A 15,154-nucleotide genomic window follows, 5' to 3' on the forward strand; every position below is an offset into this window, starting at 1 on the left:
CCACACGGGCAAGGGACATGAGGGGGCGTCATCCGCCGTGCGTGTCCGGCGTGCCGGGCCGTCGTGGCCCGATGGGCGCCGGGAGCGGCTCCTCCCCGTCCGCGACATGACCGCCATGTCGCCCCCTCCGAGCGGCGGTTGACACCGATCGGGCTCCGCAAAGGGGGCGAAACGGGAACCCGCGGGCCAGTTGTGTGGATCGTCGGAAGTTCCAGGCACACTTTGCGTGTCGCAGTCCCGCCATCAAGAGGATGATCCATTCATGATTACGCTCACGAAGGAAGACGGCCCTGCGGACCTGGACGGAGTCACCCATCTGTCCATCGGGGCGTCCTGGGACCCCACCGCCGGCGCCAGCGGCGGGGTGGTCGGCATACTCCGCCGCAAGACCGGCACCGACCTCGACCTGATCGCCGTCGCCATGCAGGGGTCCGACCCCGTGCGTCTGGCCGGCCTCGACTCGCTGGACCCCATGGGCAACGGCTCACTGGTGCACAGCGGCGACAACCAGACCGGCCGCGGCGAGGGCGACGACGAGACGGTGACCGTCGAGTTCTCGCGCATCCCGCCCCAGATCACGTCGATCGTGTTCGTCGCGGCGGCGTTCAAGAAGGGCAGTTCCTTCCAGAAGGCGCGCAACATCAGCTTCAAGGTGTACGACGCGACCGGCGGCAGCACCCAGCAGGTCGCCGACATCTGGCCGAGCCTGCTCACGCAGGACAACGGCTGCGCCGTGGCCAAGGCCGTGCGGGTCGGCGGGAGCTGGAAGCTGGAAGTGATCAACGTGACGGGCAAGATCAAGCAGGGCGACGAGCACGCCCTGATGCGCTTCGCCATCAGCAAGTAGGACGCGGCCCCCCTCGGCCCGGCTCCCGCGACGACACGTGATCCGGGCCCGGGGGCCGGCCCCGGCCCTCGGCCCGCACCCGGCGTCACGCCCGTCCCGCGGTCGCTCCCCCGACGCGCCGCGCGCCCCCTCAGCCCTTGCCGCCCCCGCGCTTCCGCTTGCCGCCACCCTTTGCCCTGCGGGCCCGCTGCGCGGCCTCGGCGGCGTACGGATCGCGGGGCTCGCCCTCCGGCGCCTGCCGCTCCAGCTCATGTTTCACCTCGGCCAGCTCCCGGCGTGTCCGGGCGCTGACGTGCGGGTACTGAGGGTCGATGTCCATCAGGGTGTGCGCCAGGACGGCCGCGGCGCAGACGCGCGCGAACCACTTGTGGTCGGCGGGCACGACGTACCAGGGCGCCCACTCCGTACTCGTGGCGGACAGCATCTGCGAGAACGCCCGCTGGTAGTCGTCCCACCGGGCGCGCTCTCGGACGTCCGCCGGGGAGAACTTCCAGTTCCGCTCGGGCACGTCGATGCGTTTGAGGAATCGGAGGCGTTGCTCCTCCTTCGACAGGTTCAGGAACACCTTCACGACCTTGAAGCCGTTGTCGCACAGATAACGCTCCCAGTCGTTGATCTCGCGGTAGCGCCGCTCCCACACGCCAGGACCGCGCGCCGCCTCCGGCAGCCTCTGCCGGTCGAGGTTCTCGGGGTGCACCCGCACCACCAGGACCTCTTCGTAGTGGGACCGGTTGAAGATGCCGATCTCCCCGCGCCGGGGCAGCTCGCGGGTGTAGCGCCAGAGGAAGTCGTGGTCCAGCTCCTCGGCCGAGGGCACTTTGAACCCGGCCACCCGCACGCCCTGGGGATTGATGCCGCTCATCACGTGGCGGATCGTTCCGTCCTTGCCGCCGGCGTCCAGTGCCTGGAGGCACATGAGCACCCCGTACGTGTCCTGGGCTGCCAGCCGCCGCTGGTAGTCGGCGAGCAACTCGACGCCCTCGCGGAGCAGTTCGACGCCGTCCTTCTTCTTCCGGATGCCCGCCTTGTACCCGGGGTCGAAGTCCTTCGCCAGACGCACCTTCGTACCGGGCTCGACCCTCAGTGGCCTGATGAACTCCGCAATGCGTTCGGCCCTGTCCTCGGCCATCACCGCACGCCCTCTCGTCGCCCGGCCCGCGGCGCCCTGGAGCGCCCGCTCGTCGTGCACCAGCAGCCTCCGCCCGGCCCGGGCGCCGGGGCCTCACCCACCGTGGGTGATTCACGCCGCGCCGTGCCCCGCGAAGATGCCGGGGCCCGGCCCCGGACACCGCGGCCCCGTCAGTGCGGCAGGAGCTGCTGGCCTCCGTCGATGTCGTACGTGGCCCCGGTGAGCGCGTCGTTGCACATGATGTGCAGGGCCAGAGCGGCGACGTCGGCAGGACCGACGACACGTCCGATGGGGAGCCTGGAACGCAGGTCCTCACGCCGGGCCTCCAGCTGATCGCCCAGGAGCGAGGCCGACAGGGGGGTGTCCACGAACCCGGCGGCGATGAGGTTGACCCGGATCGGCGCGAGTTCGAGCGCCAGGTTGGCGACGAGGGCGGGCAGCGCCGCGGTCATCGCGGAGACGACGGCCAGGCCGACGCCGGGACGCCGGCCGCCGGTGCCGCCGATGAACACGAGCGTGCCTCCGGCTCTGACCTTGTCACGGCCGTGCAGGGCGATCCCGAGCGTGACGGCGAGGCGGTCGCCGAACTCGCGGCGGGCCATGTCGAGGTCCAGCTCCGCAAGCGGCGCGTACGAAGGGCTGCCGGCCGTGACCATCACATGGTCGACCGGACCGGGCAGATCGTGGAAGAACTGCGCCACGCGATCGCTGTCGGCGGCGTCGAACGCCGCCGTGCTCACGGCGTCCAGCTCCTCGGCGGCCTGCCGCAGCCGTTCGGGGTCGCGGCCCACCAGGACCACCTGCCCGCCGTCCGCGCGGACCTGGCGCGCGGTCTCCAGTCCGATGCCCGAGCTGCCGCCGATCACGACGACGGTCCGGCCGTCGAGGCCGGGCCGTCCGTCGGCGCCGGTGACACCGGCCGTGGCGCCCGTCATACGCACCTCCAGGTGTCGGTAACGGATCCCATGGTGGTGGCGCCCTCCCTTGATCGTCCGCCGGCCGGCGCCCGCGACCGCGCCGCCGCTCCCGGCGGACGGCTCACGCCCCGGCCTCGCCGTGCGGCCAGTGCGCGAGACCGTCGGCGGACGGGGCGTCGACCGTCGCCTCCTCCGGCGAGACGTAGAAGTCGTAGGCGTCGTGGAGGCCGCTGATCTCGAAGACCTTGAGCAACCGGCCGGAGGGGCAGGCGATCCGGAGCGATCCCTCCTGCTCCCGGATGCGCTTCGTGCTGGCCACGACCGTCCCCAGCCCGACGGAGTCCAGGAACGGCACGAAGCACAGGTCCAGGACGAAGTGACGGTGGCCCTCACCGAGCAGTTCCACCACTGCCTGCCGGATCCCGGGCGAGGTGTGGACGTCGATCTCGCCGTCGACCTCGAGCACGGTCCAGCCGTTGACCACGTCGTAGCTGATGGCCATGCGCTCGCTGCGGATGATGCTCGTTCGCATGGCCATCCCTCTTCTCGTCCTCCGGACGGCACAGGGTCCCCGGCGCGGCACCCGGCACAGGCGCACACAATGCCCGCGGCCGCGTGCAGACAGGGCTTACTCCACTCCAAGCCGCGGGGCCGCTGATCGCAAGTCGGGAACGCTGATCACGCGTGGCGGGGCTACCCCTCACCCGCCGGCGGCAGGTCCTGCTCGGTCCAGATCGTCTTGCCGGTGGGCGTGTAGCGCGTGCCCCAGTGGTGGGTCATCTGCGCGATGATGAACAGGCCCCGGCCGCCCTCGTCGTCGCTCGCGGCATGCCGCAGGTTGGGGGTGGTGTGGCCGGTGTCGGAAACCTCGCAGATCAGGGTCCGGTCGCGGATCAGGCACACCTGGATCGGGCCGCCGACGTAGCGGATGGCGTTGGTGACCAGCTCGCTGACGATGAGCTCGGTGGGGAACGTCAGGTCCTCCAGCCCCCAGTCGCGGAGCTGTTTGCCGACAGCGGTGCGGATGGTGGCCACCGCCGCCGGGTCCGGGGGCAGCTCCCACTGGGTGAACTGGCTCCGGTCGAGCAGGCGCGTACGGGCCAGGAGCAGTGTCGCGTCCTCGTCCACCGGCCCCGGCAGCAGCGCGGTCACCGCCCGGTCGCACAGCTCGTCCAGGGACGCGGTGTTGTCGGCGAGGGCCTGGGACAGCTGTGCGAGCCCGGCCTCACGGCTGTCGGCCGCCTGCAGGAGGCCACCCGTGAAGAGGGCGACGAGACTGCCCGCCGGGAGGTCCAGCTCCTTGCTCTGGTAGGGCGGGCCGCCGAACCCCAGCTGTGGTCCGGGGGGCAGCTCCGGATAGTGCACGACGTCCTTGTGCGGTTCGACGACCGCCAGCACCGACTCCCCGGCCCGTGCCAGGCTGCACTTGCCCGTGACGGGGTCGTACACCGCGTACAGACACGTCACGCCGAGAGCGGCGTCGGCCGGCATCCTCAGGTGGCCCCGGCCGTGGCCGTCGCCGCGCCGCTCGTGTTCGGTCTGCTCGACCAGGTCGTCGAGGCGGGACAGCAGCTCGTCCGGGCTCAGGTCCAGCCGGGCCAGGACGCGCACCCCGGTGCGCAGACGCCCCATGGTGGCCGCGGCGCGCAGGCCGTGGCCGAGCACGTCCCCCACGACCAGGCCGACGCGGGTTCCCGACAGGGGAATGACGTCGTACCAGTCGCCGCCCACCCCGCTTCCGCTGTCGGCGGGCAGGTAGCGGCTCACCGAGTCGAGGGCGGTGTGCCGCGGCAGGCGCCGCGGCAGCAGAGTCCGCTGGAGTCTGAGGGTCACCGCATGGCCGCGGGTGACCACCGGCATCAGCAGGAAACCGAGCAGCAGGGCGCCCAGGCCGACGACGGTGACCCCGCCGGTCGGCCCGATCAGGGGCAGGTCGACGCTGGTCGCGCCGTAGTCGGGGGCCGCGTAGACGATGGTGGCGTAGACGAACAGACAGAGCATCATCAGCCCGCCCAGTCCCGGTAGTACGCCCTTGAAGACGAAGTCCTTGGTACTGCGGGTGAGGATCTTGCGGTGGTACCAGAGGCAGGCGAACCCGGTCAGCCCGTAGTGGAACGTGATCGCGAGGCCGACCGAGTCGATCGAGTCGGCCAGTACGTTCCCGCTGAAGGAGGTCAGCAGCACGAGCAGGGCGATGGAGACCACGCCCATGCCGACGGTCGACCAGGTCGGGGTGAGGAACCGGCGGTGGACCCGGGCGAGCCGCGAGGGGAGGGCCTTGTGGACCGCCATGGAGAAGACGGTCCTGGCCAGCGGCAGGATGGTGGTCTGGGTGGAGGCCAGTGCCGAGGTCAGCACCATCAGGACCAGCAGGGTCGTCAGGACGAGTCCCGCGGCCTCGTTCCCGAAGACGGCCTCGCCGAGTGCGGAGAACACGTCGTCCGAGTTCCGTGAGTTGCCCAGTCCGATGCCCGAGGAACCGACCCCTGCGTAGGCCTGCGCGGAGGTGGTCACCAGCGCGTACATGATCAGCAGCAGTACGGTCGACGTGACCGCGGCGCGTCCGGGGATACGGGTGCTGTCGACGGTCTCCTCGTTGATCGAGACCGCGGTGTCCCAGCCCCAGTAGATGAAGACGCCCGCCAGGAGGCCCGACGTGAGGGCCTTCACCGATGACACCTCGAAGGGGTTGAACCAGGAGGCGGAGACGTGGATCGCCGTCGGCGGAGCGTCGGTGTACGACCTGACCAGTGCGGCGACGGCGAAGACGGCCAGCATCCCCACTTCGAGGCACAGCAGCCAGCGCTGGACGGCCGCCGAGAACTCGATGCCGATGTAGCAGACCGCGGTCATCACGGCGATCCAGACGATGCCCGCGACCGTGGTCCACAGCCGGTCCTCCGCCAGCCCGTCCAGGCCCACCAGCCGGAAGCTGTAGATACCGGCGATCTCGGCGAGGCTCGCCATCACGATGACGTTGGCGACGATGATGCCCCAGCCGCCCATCCAGCCGGTGCGGGGGCCGAAGGCGCGGGTCGCCCAGGTGAAGGTGGTCCCGCAGTCCGCGTTGCTCGCGTTGAGCTCCCGGAAGGCGTACGCGATCAGCAGCATCGGGACGAACGCCAGCATGGTGACGATCGGGGACTGGAGGCCGACCGCCGCCACGATGAGGCCGAGCGTCGCGGCGAGACTGTAGGCCGGAGCGGTGGAGGCCAGCCCGATGACCACCGAGGAGAACATGCCGAGGGCGTCGTTCTTGAGCCCTTTTTGGCCGGCCCCCGTCCCGGGTGCGGGGCGGCCGGGGGACCCGGCTCCGCCGAAGTGCCTCACACTTGATTCCAACGCCGGGTCATGGCCCTCCGCAACAGCGGGGCCTTCGGAGGGCCGTACAGGACGGAGCCCTCCGGAACGGAAGGGGCTCGGCAGATCACACGGCCTGGCGGACAAGCCTGCCGCGGGACTCACGTGGCCCCCTGTCGTGAGGCTCGCGTCGCCCCCTGTCGTCGCCCTTGCCTCGCCCCCTGTCTCGGCCTCCGCGTTCCGTGACCTCCTCCGCCGTTCAGCCGGCGCGTCGCGGCGCGCCCTCACGGACCGGCCGCGGGCCCGTACGGCGGATCGCGGAAGCCGGTTCGCGCCCGGCGCACGCCCCCCGAACGCCGACGCGCCCCCGGTGTGCCCGTTTCGGGCACACCCCCGCTCTGCCGGCCGGCGACCGATGAGTTCCGGAGTCCGGTGGAGTCCACCTCTGCACAAGCGAAAGTCGCGCACGAGCTCTGTGAGGGGACCATGACCAGCCACGCCCTACCACCCGTCGTCGACACCGAGACCTGGGAGCGCCGGCTCCAGGAACTGCGTGCCCGCGAGAAGGCCGCGACGCGGGAGCTCGACGCCATCGCCGCCGAGCGTCGCCGTCTGCCGATGGTCGAGATGCCCGACTACACCCTCGAAGGCGAGGACGGCGCCGTCCGGCTGGCGGACGTCTTCGACGGCAGGCGGCAACTGATCGTCTACAACCACATGTGGTCCGCGGGCCAGGAATGGCAGTGCCCGGGCTGCACCGGATTCACCTCGCAGTACACCCGCCTGGAATTCCTCGACAACTACGACGCGCGGTTCGTCGTCGTCACCCAGGGGCCGATCGACGAGGCGCTCGCCTACAAGCAGCGGGTCGGCAACCGGATGCCCTGGTACTCGACCGCCGACAGCTCGTTCGGGGCCGACGTCGGCGCACCGCCCGAGGGAGGATTCGCGGTCAACGTGTTCCTGCGCGACGGCGACACCGTCTACCGCACCTGGCACACCAACGGCCGCGGTACCGAGCAGCTCAGCCACACCTTCGGGCTGATCGACCTCCTGCCGTACGGACGCCAGGAGGAATGGCAGGACTCGCCCGAAGGCTGGCCCCAGTCGCCCACCTACAGCCGATGGGTGACGTCGAAGGACATCGCCGCCCTCTACGGTCCTGGCTCCGGCCGCGACTGAACGGATCACGAACCCGGTCGAGTCCCCTCTCCATCGGGAGGGAGGCTCGACCGGACAGGCGGATCGCCGCCCGTGGTCAGGAGTCGCCCTGCGCCAAGCCCCTGTCCGTCATGCGCAGGGCCAATGCCTCCGCCCGGCCGGCACGGGCCAGCAGGCGCTCCCGTCTGCGGGGCCACCACATCAGGTCGGCCAGCAGGAGCACGACCACCAGCCACGAGACGACCGTCTCGCCGGTCTCGCCCGTCAGGGTGTCGTACACGGCGAGGGCGACCGCGAGCGCGGTGACGAGCAGGACGAGCGGGCGGTGCAGGCGGTCGTCCTCGGCGGCCCGGCGCAGGGCACCGGCGTACTCGACGACCGAGAGCGCCGGCCGGGGGGCGTCGACGGCCTCGCCGCGCCGGGTGGCGCGGACCACGGCCACGCGGTCGGCGTACGGCATCTCCTTCGCCGCGGGCCAGATCCGGTCCATCCGGCGCGCGGTGCGGATCCCGCAGAACAGGCTCAGCGCCACGAAGACCACCGCGGCGCCCGCCCATGACCCCGACTCGACGAGAACGAACGCGCCGAAGAAGACGCCGGCGGCGAGGCCGGCGGCCACGGCGCGGCTCACCGCCCCCCGCTGCCACAGCCACCCCGGAACGAGAATCACCCGGTCACGGTCGCCGTCCCCCACGCGGGGCGCAACCAACGCCCCGGCACGTCGCGCTCGGCACACGCGGACGGCGCACCACGGCGGACAAACCCACCGGCTGCTCCCTCACCCGCGGCGCCGCGGCCGACGCGTGCCTCTCCGCCCACTCGGCGCGGACGGTCGGGCATGGCGACACGCCGCCGTCACAGCGGCCGTCGCGCCGTGCCCCGGGAGCACTCCGCACCCCCGACCGGGCGGCACCGCGCACCCGCGGTCAGGAACTCAGCACGTCGATGCCGCTCCCCAGCAGTTTCAGCCCGAACACGAAGAACAGGACCGCCATGATGGCGACGTTGTGGCGCGCGGCCCATTCCTTCCAGTTGCCCAGCACGCTCTTCGCCCGATCCCCCATGACCAGGAACACGCCCAGCGGGGCCAGGAGTCCGAGGGAAGCGATGACGACGAAGATCGCCAACGCGGCGGTCTGCTGTCCGACCGGCAGCCCCGACGCGCTGATCGACGCTGCTGCGGCAATGGTCAGCGGGGCGTTCTTCAGGTTCCCCGCCGACAGCAGGAGGGCGAGGAGGAAGATCTTCACCGGCGAGAAGCGGTCGATCGCGGCCATCCACTGCGGCAACTGCGCCTGCGTGACATCGGTGGGGCGGCGGCGCCACAGCCGCACGGCGAAGAGGGCCAACGCCACTCCCAGCACGAGCTTGAGGACACCCACCCAGTCGGCGGGTTGCCCGTGGCTGTCGGCACCCCCCTTGCCGCCGATCAGCAGCATCACCGCGCCCAGGGCCGACAGACCCACCACCCAGCCGATGGCGAACACCCACCCGTTCAGGCGTCCCTGAGGCGTGGCCAGCACGATGATGATGGCGACGATCGGAAGCGGACTGACGGCGACAGCTGCCGCCAGGCCCAGTACATCGCCCAGTGCGTTTCCCATGCGTGCCTCCGGCATTCCAAGAACTGCACTGATCGCGGCCGTCAGCGCGACGGACACCACGAAGCAGGAGCACTCCGCCGACCGGGTCGCTCCGACCACCTACAAAGGATCACCGACCACGGTCGTGGCCGCAGGGGCACGCGGCATGCGGGGGACGGACACGCACCGCTGCCCTGGTTCCCCAAGTGCAGGTGATGGGCGCCCGGGATAGGCTTTTCGACAAGTCAGGTTCTCTGGGCGGTTCTACAACACGCCAGTCGCTTCTGCAGATGCCAGTCGCTCTGTTCGCGGCGAACAATTTCCTTCTGTGGAGACCCGACGGACCCGGTGTCCGCACCCCTCGCACTCCGCAGGGCTGAGCAACGACCGACTTCCTCCCCCGAGCATGTCCCGCGCAGGGCGTGCCGCAGTGGCACCGGCTTCAGGGTCCGCAGTTTGCAGTGCCCGTGGAGGCCGGGATGAGAATTGTCGTTGATCTTTCCCGATGTGAAGGTTATGCGCAGTGCGCCTTCCTGGCTCCGGACGCGTTCCGGATGCACGGCGAGGAAGCGCTGATGTACGACCCGAGCCCCGACGACGCCCGGCGCGAGCAGGTGCTGCGCGCCGCGGCGGCCTGCCCGGTCCAGGCGATTCTGGTCGACCAGCTGGAGGGGCGAAAGGCACCGGTGGAGGCGTCGGCGTCATGACCAGCGCCGACACCCTGCGAGCGTTCAAGCGCGATGGCCGCATCGTGATCGTCGGAGCCTCGCTGGCGGGGCTGCGGGCCGCGGAGGCTCTGCGCGCCGAGGGCTTCACCGGTTCGCTGACCATGATCGGTGACGAGTTGGGCGAGCCCTACGACCGGCCTCCCCTGTCCAAGCAGGTGCTGACCGGATGGGTGCCGGCCGGGAGCACCACGCTGCCGCGCCGTCGTGACATCAATGCGGAGTGGCTGCTGGGCGTGCCCGCCGCCGGGCTGGACATGGCGAGCAACGTCGTACGTCTCGCCGACGGACGCGAGGTTCCCTTCGACCGGGTGCTGATCTCCACGGGGGTACGGGCCCGGCCCTGGTTCGTCGAGAGCGAGGCGGCCCTGGACGGAGTGTTCGTCGTGCGTACGCGCGAGCACGCCGAGGGTCTGCAGCGAGCCCTAGCCGCCGGACCCTCCCGCGTCCTGGTCATCGGGGCGGGATTCACCGGCTCCGAGATCGCCTCCATCTGCCGCGAGCGCGACATCCCGGTGACCGTCGCCGAACTCGCGCCGGCCCCACTGGTCGGGGCGCTCGGCGCCATGATCGGTGAGGTCGCGGCGGACATGCAGCGCGCTCACGGCGTCGACCTGCGCTGCGGCGTCAAGGTCACCCGGCTGGAGGGCGACGCGCAGGGGCATCTCCGACGCGCCCACTTCGACGACGGCAGCACGATCGACGCCGACGTCGCGGTGGTGGCACTCGGGGGCATCCGCAACACGGACTGGCTCCGGGACTCGGGACTGGCGGCAGGTGTCTGGGGAATCGCCTGCGACACGGGCTGCCGCGCCCTCGACATCAACGGCCTGATCACCGACGACGTCTTCGTCGCCGGAGACGTGGCACGCTGCCCGAACCCGATCTACGAGTACCGGCTGATCTCGCTGGAGCACTGGGCCAACGCCGTGGAGCAGGCCGAGGTCGCGGCGCACAACATGGTCAGCGCCCAGGCGGACCGCTGGCCCCACCTGTCCATCCCGTTGTTCTGGTCGATCCAGTTCGGCGCCAACATCAAATCCGTCGGCGTGCCGACCTTCGCCGACGAGGTCGTCGTCACCCAGGGGTCGGTGTCCGACCGCCGGTTCGTCGCCGCGTACGGCTACCAGGGCCGCGTCACCGCGGCGGTGAGCTTCAACAACGCGAAGTGGCTCGACCACTACCGGCAGCTGATCGAGACGGCCGCGCCCTTCCCGCCGCCCTGTCCCACGCCCGACCAGCCCGTCGACTCCAAACCGGTGCCCGTCGACTTCCCCGGACCCGCCCTGATCGCCCAGGGAGCCACGGTGGTCGTCACCGGCAACGCCCCGAGCGAGCGGCGCGTCACGTCTCTGCGTCAGCACCATCGGTAGGAGGGAAGATGACCACGACCCAGATGCCCGGCACGCTGCGCCGGATCCTCGACTACTCCTCCCGGGCCGACCCGTACCCGCTGTACGCCGAGCTGCGCAGGACGCCGGTGGCCCGGCAGGAGGACGGCAGCTACGTCGTCAGCACCTACCGCGAGCTCACCGAACTGCTGCACGACCCGCACCTGAGCTCCGACGTCCGCAATCTGGCGCATCCGATGCCCTCGGTCCAGTCGGACGCCACGCCGGCGTTCATCAACATGGACCCGCCCGAGCACGATCGACTGCGGCGCATGGCGATGCGGCATTTCGGCCCGCCGCACACGCCCGGGCTGGTGACCGGCTTGGAGCCCGCCCTGACGGCGACTGTGAGCAGTCTGATCGACGACTTCGCGGGCAAGGAGCGGATCGACATCGTCGACGACTTCGCCTACCCGTTCCCTGTCACGGTGATCTGCCACCTGCTCGGCGTGCCGCGCGAGGACGAGGCGCGTTTCCACGTGTGGGTGAACGACCTCATCAACTCGATCGACTACGACCCCAAGACCGACCCCGAGGAGAAACTGGAAAAGGGGCTGCAGGCCCGCAAGGACCTGCGCCAGTACCTCGGCGGACTGCTGGAGCAACGCCACGGCCGGACGGGCGAGGACCTGTTGACGCGGCTCGCCAACGACGACGGGCCGGACGGGCGGATGACCGACGAGGAGATCGTCGCCACCGCGAACCTGCTGCTGATCGCCGGCCACGAGACCACCGTCAACCTCATCACCAACGGCATGCTGACGCTGCTGCGCCACCCGGAGGTGCTCCAGCGTCTGCGTGACGACCCGGACCTCGTCGTCCCGCTGGTCGAGGAACTCCTGCGCTACGAGCCTCCCGTGCACATCATTCCGTGGCGGGCGGCGTACAGCGACATCACCGTCGCCGACACCGTCATCCCCCAGGGCTCGCAGATCATGCTCATGCTGGCCTCGGGCAGCCGCGATCCGGACCGTTTCCACGATCCCGACCGCTTCGACCCCGACCGGCGGGACAACCAGCATCTCGGCTTCGGCAGCGGTATCCACCTGTGCTTCGGCGGCCCGCTCGCCCGGCGGGAGACCCATATCGCGCTGACCGAGCTGGTACGCCGGCTCGACCGGCCCCGGCTGGTCGCCGATCCACCGCCGTACCGGCGCAGCCCGGTTCTTCGCGGTCCGATCCATCTGCACGTCGAGCAGGGCGCCGGCTGACGCGACAGCCGAAGACGCGCCGACGGGCCACTCCCGGCCTGGCGTTCTCCACCATCAGGCCGGGAGGGTCCTGCTGTGAGGCCGTGGTTGCCGACTCCGGGCGGTGGGCCGTTCCCGCGCGACGGTCTGCCGCGGGTGAGGGGCAGAGCGAGCGGGACGCGCTCCGCGGAGGGCCGGCTCATGGAGCACGTCCTGGAATGACGGGTGATAGTGGATGTGGCTCCAGTCTTCCGCCGTCGCTTCAGGGAGGCTCGTTGACCAGTGTGGTCGGTGGTTCACGCGTGGTGATCGTGATGGGTGTGTCGGCGTCCGGCAAGTCCACCGTCGGCCCACGCCTCGCGCAACGGCTCGACGTGCCGTTCCTGGACGGCGACGACCTCCATCCCCCGGCCAACCGCGCCAAGATGGCTGCCGGGCACCCCCTCGACGACGCCGATCGCGAGCCGTGGCTGGTCTCCTTCACGGAGTGGATTCGAGCGACGGCGGCAGGCGGACACGGGGGCGTCGCCACGTGTTCCGCGCTCAAACGCGAGTACCGGGACCGGTTCCGGCGGACGGGCGCGGACCTGTGCTTCGTCCACCTGGCTCTGGACCGAGCGGTGGCCGCGGAGCGGATCGCCCGTCGCAGGGGACACTTCATGCCTCCGCGGCTGCTCGACTCCCAGTACGACATTCTGGATCCGCTCGAGGCCGACGAGCCGGGCCTCACCGTCGACGCTTCCGGCGACCGGGAGCAGGTTCTGGCGGCGGCGCTGCACGCGGTGGCTGAGCGGGAGCCGTAGTTCGCGCTCGTTCTCGTGGCCGCGGCTCACCGGCGAGCAGACCGAACAGACCGAACAGACCGAGCGGGCCGAGCGGGCCGAACAGCGGCGAGGTCGAGGGCAGCGACCGGCGGACGACCACGGGATCCGGAGATCCCGCGTTCAGTGCCGGAGCGGGCCCAGCGCGTGGTGAGCGTCGGGGCGGCCATGAGGAGGGAGAGGTGGGTGAACGCCCGGGGGAAATCGCCGAGTTGCTCAAGCAGCGGGAAGCCCGGCGCGAGCGTCGGTCGACTGCCGGGAAGCTCGTGGCGGGCTATCGGGCGGGACCCGTGGTGGCGGCGGGCCCGAGGTCCTCCGCGTGGTATTCGGCAAGGCACGCGGCCTCGCGTTCCTTGCCGGGGAAGAAGACGACGACGACGAGAGCACCGACCACCGTCGCGGCAATGCCCGCCGTGTAGGCCCATTGATCCCCGTTCAGGAACGCCGTCTTGGCGGCCGAGTCGATCTGAGAGGCGTACTGCGGATACCGCGAGGCGGTGTCCGCCGCGCTGGAAAAGGACTTCGTCAGTTCCGTCTGCGTGCCATTGGTCACTTTCGACGCCTGTGCCGACGCGCCGATCAGATCGGTCATCTCCCGCGCATAACCGGCGGTGAGCAGGGCGCCGAAGACCGACTGCATCAGCGCGCCCCCCAGATCCCGCTGCAGATCCGCGGTTCCGGAGGCCATGCCGACCCGGGTGGGCGGCACGGAACCGGTCAGGGCATGCGCGGCCGGTGTCTGCGCGAAACCGACGCCGACCCCCACGAAGGCGTAGCCCAGGGCGACAATCCAGTACGGCGTGCCCTGCTTCCACAGCAGCAGCATCGTGACAAAGGCCAGCAGCACGAACACATAGCCCAGCAGCAGCGTCCGGCGGGACCCGATCGAGTCGACCAGCTTGGCCGACCGGGGCGCAACCACCACCATGAGCACCGCCGTCGGCAGGATGGCCGCCCCCGCCGCCACCGTGGAGTACCCCAGCACGTTCTGCAGGAACTGCTGGCCGACGAACATCGCGCCCATGAGCGAGCCGAAGACGATGATTCCGGCGACCGCGGCCACCCAGAACGTCGGCCGGGCCGCCACGCGCAGGTTGTACAGCGGGTTCGCGGCCCTGCGCTGGCGGATGACGAACGCCGCCAGCGCGGCCACCGTGACGATGGCAAGGGTCAGCAGGACGGTGCCGGCATTCGGCACGACGGCGAAATTGATGCCCAGGATCAGCGCGCCCACCAGCACGATCGAGAACACGCCGCCCAGGTTGTCGACGGGGGCGGTCGCCTCGTTCACGTGCGCGGGTACGTGGCGCCACGCCATCGCCAGAGCCGCCACCGCGATCGGCACCGTGACCAGGAACACCGACCCCCACCAGAAGTTCCGCAGCAGGATTCCCGACGCCAGCGGACCGAGCGACGCAAAGGCCGCTCCGATCGCCGACCACAGGGCGATCGACCGGGTCCGGGCCGAGCCGCTCCACAGTGCCGTGATCAAGGCCAGGGTGGTCGGGTAGCACATGCCGCCCGCCACTCCGCCGAGGATCCGGGCGGCGACGAGCACCTCGGCGCTCGGCGCGTACGCGGCGAGGAACGAGAAGGGCAGCGACAGCGCCGAGCCCGCCAGCAGCATGAGCTTTCGGCCGTGCCGATCACCCAGGGCCCCGAGATACAGCACCGACGCGGCCAGGCCCAGGCTGTAACCGACCGCGATCAGGTTCAGTTCGGCCTGGGACGCGTTGAAAGCGCGCCCGATCGTCGGCAGGGCCACGTTGGCGACCGCCAGGTTCAGGTTCGCGACCGCGGCGGCCAGGATCAGCGCGACCAGAACGAGCGACGCGTGCTTCGGGCCGGCCGACGCCGCGGCGGGCGGGTTCGGGGTCGTCATGGACGTCCACCCGGTGCGACCGCGGCTGCCACGTCGTACAGCATGCTGGTCACCGCCCGTCCCGAACCCTCGCGACCCCCTTCACCAGAAGCTATCCAGCCCTCCCCTCCACCGCCTCTCTCACTGGGCGAAACGGGCGATGGCGTGGCTTCATGCCCCCGCCGGCCCGATTCGTTCCATAGGGCGCCGATTAGCGATATCTTGGTCA

General features: G+C 70.7%; 13 protein-coding genes. 6 read left to right on the forward strand and 7 right to left on the reverse strand.

The genetic code is table 11. The features are described from left to right. Positions 1–262: 262 nt before the first annotated feature. On the forward strand, positions 263–847 hold the full coding sequence (locus H305_RS0123755; RefSeq protein ID WP_028802595.1) for a TerD family protein: 585 nt from the start codon (positions 263–265) through the stop codon (positions 845–847). Positions 848–977: 130 nt separating this feature from the next. On the opposite strand, the gene H305_RS0123760 is transcribed toward H305_RS0123755, so the two are convergent. The 4 genes from H305_RS0123760 to H305_RS54980 all read right to left on the reverse strand — a co-directional run bounded on the left by H305_RS0123760 (position 978) and on the right by H305_RS54980 (position 6,133). Then, complete coding sequence (locus H305_RS0123760) at positions 978–1,976, reverse strand: polyphosphate kinase 2 family protein (RefSeq protein WP_028802596.1); 999 nt, start codon at positions 1,974–1,976, stop codon at positions 978–980. Between the two features lie 170 nt (positions 1,977–2,146). Next, positions 2,147–2,911 (reverse strand): SDR family oxidoreductase, encoded by a 765-nt coding sequence (locus tag H305_RS0123765; protein ID WP_028802597.1) that lies wholly within the window; start codon positions 2,909–2,911, stop codon positions 2,147–2,149. Between the two features lie 103 nt (positions 2,912–3,014). After that, positions 3,015–3,425: an STAS domain-containing protein gene (locus H305_RS0123770; protein WP_051370900.1), complete on the reverse strand. Its 411-nt coding sequence runs from the start codon at positions 3,423–3,425 to the stop codon at positions 3,015–3,017. 161 nt (positions 3,426–3,586) lie between these two features. Then, entirely contained in the window at positions 3,587–6,133 is a 2,547-nt protein-coding gene (locus tag H305_RS54980; RefSeq protein WP_063611354.1) for an amino acid permease, read from the reverse strand. Between the two features lie 546 nt (positions 6,134–6,679). Between H305_RS54980 and H305_RS0123785 the strand changes: the two genes are divergently transcribed. Next, positions 6,680–7,375 (forward strand): DUF899 domain-containing protein, encoded by a 696-nt coding sequence (locus tag H305_RS0123785; protein ID WP_028802599.1) that lies wholly within the window; start codon positions 6,680–6,682, stop codon positions 7,373–7,375. A gap of 76 nt (positions 7,376–7,451) precedes the next feature. Here H305_RS0123785 and H305_RS0123790 read toward each other — a convergent pair whose 3' ends face one another. Then, complete coding sequence (locus H305_RS0123790; protein ID WP_028802600.1) at positions 7,452–8,024, reverse strand: hypothetical protein; 573 nt, start codon at positions 8,022–8,024, stop codon at positions 7,452–7,454. 256 nt (positions 8,025–8,280) lie between these two features. Beyond that, complete coding sequence (locus H305_RS0123795; protein ID WP_234021012.1) at positions 8,281–9,018, reverse strand: GAP family protein; 738 nt, start codon at positions 9,016–9,018, stop codon at positions 8,281–8,283. A gap of 398 nt (positions 9,019–9,416) precedes the next feature. Here H305_RS0123795 and H305_RS0123800 point away from each other — a divergent pair, with 398 nt between their 5' ends. The 4 genes from H305_RS0123800 (at position 9,417) to H305_RS0123815 (ending at position 13,046) form a co-directional block, all read left to right on the forward strand. Continuing rightward, complete coding sequence (locus tag H305_RS0123800; RefSeq protein ID WP_078629211.1) at positions 9,417–9,644, forward strand: ferredoxin; 228 nt, start codon at positions 9,417–9,419, stop codon at positions 9,642–9,644. Next, positions 9,641–11,035: an NAD(P)/FAD-dependent oxidoreductase gene (locus H305_RS0123805; RefSeq protein WP_028802603.1), complete on the forward strand. Its 1,395-nt coding sequence runs from the start codon at positions 9,641–9,643 to the stop codon at positions 11,033–11,035. Before H305_RS0123800 ends, H305_RS0123805 begins: the two co-directional genes overlap by 4 nt. Before the next feature lie 8 nt (positions 11,036–11,043). Beyond that, positions 11,044–12,264, forward strand: a complete 1,221-nt coding sequence (locus H305_RS0123810; protein ID WP_028802604.1) for a cytochrome P450 — start codon at positions 11,044–11,046, stop codon at positions 12,262–12,264. Positions 12,265–12,557: 293 nt separating this feature from the next. Continuing rightward, entirely contained in the window at positions 12,558–13,046 is a 489-nt protein-coding gene (locus H305_RS0123815; protein ID WP_037765133.1) for a gluconokinase, read from the forward strand. Between the two features lie 292 nt (positions 13,047–13,338). Here H305_RS0123815 and H305_RS0123820 read toward each other — a convergent pair whose 3' ends face one another. Further along, positions 13,339–14,946 carry an MFS transporter gene (locus H305_RS0123820; protein ID WP_028802606.1) on the reverse strand — a complete coding sequence of 536 codons (1,608 nt, stop codon included), beginning with the start codon at positions 14,944–14,946 and terminating at the stop codon, positions 13,339–13,341. Positions 14,947–15,154 lie beyond the last annotated feature (208 nt).

Origin of the sequence: Streptomyces sp. 142MFCol3.1 (assembly GCF_000424945.1) — a bacterium.
GTDB lineage: Bacteria > Actinomycetota > Actinomycetes > Streptomycetales > Streptomycetaceae > Streptomyces > Streptomyces siamensis.

Bases quoted from the DNA above. Each gene is read 5' to 3' on its own strand.
- H305_RS0123755 (WP_028802595.1), top strand. From the start codon at position 263: ATGATTACGCTCACGAAGGAAGACGGCCCTGCGGACCTGGACGGAGTC.
- H305_RS0123760 (WP_028802596.1), bottom strand. From the start codon at position 1,976: ATGGCCGAGGACAGGGCCGAACGCATTGCGGAGTTCATCAGGCCACTG.
- H305_RS0123765 (WP_028802597.1), bottom strand. From the start codon at position 2,911: ATGACGGGCGCCACGGCCGGTGTCACCGGCGCCGACGGACGGCCCGGC.
- H305_RS0123770 (WP_051370900.1), bottom strand. From the start codon at position 3,425: ATGCGAACGAGCATCATCCGCAGCGAGCGCATGGCCATCAGCTACGAC.
- H305_RS54980 (WP_063611354.1), bottom strand. From the start codon at position 6,133: ATGTTCTCCTCGGTGGTCATCGGGCTGGCCTCCACCGCTCCGGCCTAC.
- H305_RS0123785 (WP_028802599.1), top strand. From the start codon at position 6,680: ATGACCAGCCACGCCCTACCACCCGTCGTCGACACCGAGACCTGGGAG.
- H305_RS0123800 (WP_078629211.1), top strand. From the start codon at position 9,417: ATGAGAATTGTCGTTGATCTTTCCCGATGTGAAGGTTATGCGCAGTGC.
- H305_RS0123805 (WP_028802603.1), top strand. From the start codon at position 9,641: ATGACCAGCGCCGACACCCTGCGAGCGTTCAAGCGCGATGGCCGCATC.
- H305_RS0123810 (WP_028802604.1), top strand. From the start codon at position 11,044: ATGACCACGACCCAGATGCCCGGCACGCTGCGCCGGATCCTCGACTAC.
- H305_RS0123815 (WP_037765133.1), top strand. From the start codon at position 12,558: ATGGGTGTGTCGGCGTCCGGCAAGTCCACCGTCGGCCCACGCCTCGCG.
- H305_RS0123820 (WP_028802606.1), bottom strand. From the start codon at position 14,946: ATGACGACCCCGAACCCGCCCGCCGCGGCGTCGGCCGGCCCGAAGCAC.